Source organism: Escherichia sp. KCJ4928 (assembly GCF_004352695.1).
In the GTDB taxonomy this organism is placed as follows: domain Bacteria; phylum Pseudomonadota; class Gammaproteobacteria; order Enterobacterales; family Enterobacteriaceae; genus ECMA0423.
In genome coordinates this window covers 1-633 of record NZ_SJWV01000536.1, presented here as the reverse complement: position 1 = coordinate 633, position 633 = coordinate 1, and the positions used below count along the sequence as shown (strand labels likewise).

The 633-nt window shown below is 42.8% G+C and carries 1 protein-coding gene and 1 pseudogene; one reads left to right on the top strand and one right to left on the bottom strand.

Features of this window, described 5'->3' with window-relative positions:
• Positions 1-246: hypothetical protein (locus E0D98_RS25400; protein ID WP_131891465.1), on the bottom strand; the 246-nt coding region annotated here is incomplete at its 3' end.
• A 259-nt stretch (positions 247-505) separates the two neighbouring features.
• On the opposite strand from E0D98_RS25400, the pseudogene E0D98_RS28285 reads away from it, so the two are divergent.
• Positions 506-633, top strand: a pseudogene (locus tag E0D98_RS28285) (conjugal transfer protein TraE); the annotation flags it as partial.

Genomic DNA, 633 nt, shown 5'->3' with positions numbered 1-633 from the left:
CCTTGTAAAAATATTCTTTACAAGCGTTCCTATATACAAACAAACTATATAAACCAGCCAAAACAGAATGACTGCAAAAGAAACACACACGGCCCCCATAAAAATAAATGTCATCGAATCCCATGGTTTCACCAGTACAACCGGAACCATAGCTGCCAGAACAATAAGAGCAGCATTACCCAACAGCGTCTCTCGAATAATATCCCTTATAATCTCCAGTTTTTCTTTATGCTGTTTAATTTTCATATGAACCTCATTGATTTCATCCCGAAAAGGAAAAGATTATATAACGAAATACTTTCAATCTCCTGACTCCGTCTGCTCTGCAGCATAATGCCAGACCAGCGGCATGCTAAATCACGTCCTGTCCGAATCCTTTTCATTCACGCTTAAAACAGAGTTAAAAGCACTCTTGAAACACACTCGATCATAACGATCGAAATAACTCGTTTCCGTTCAGTAAACACGCTCTTTAGACTTAACATATGAACCGCACGGAGGTGAAATGAAACCCAACAGCACAGGCATTGCTGCCCGCATGATGCTCTCCATTGACAGGGCCCGGATTAGCGAAGCTCTGCTCAATAACCGCCAGTTGCAGTCCACTCCCCTGCAGATCCGTTATCCGCAGGG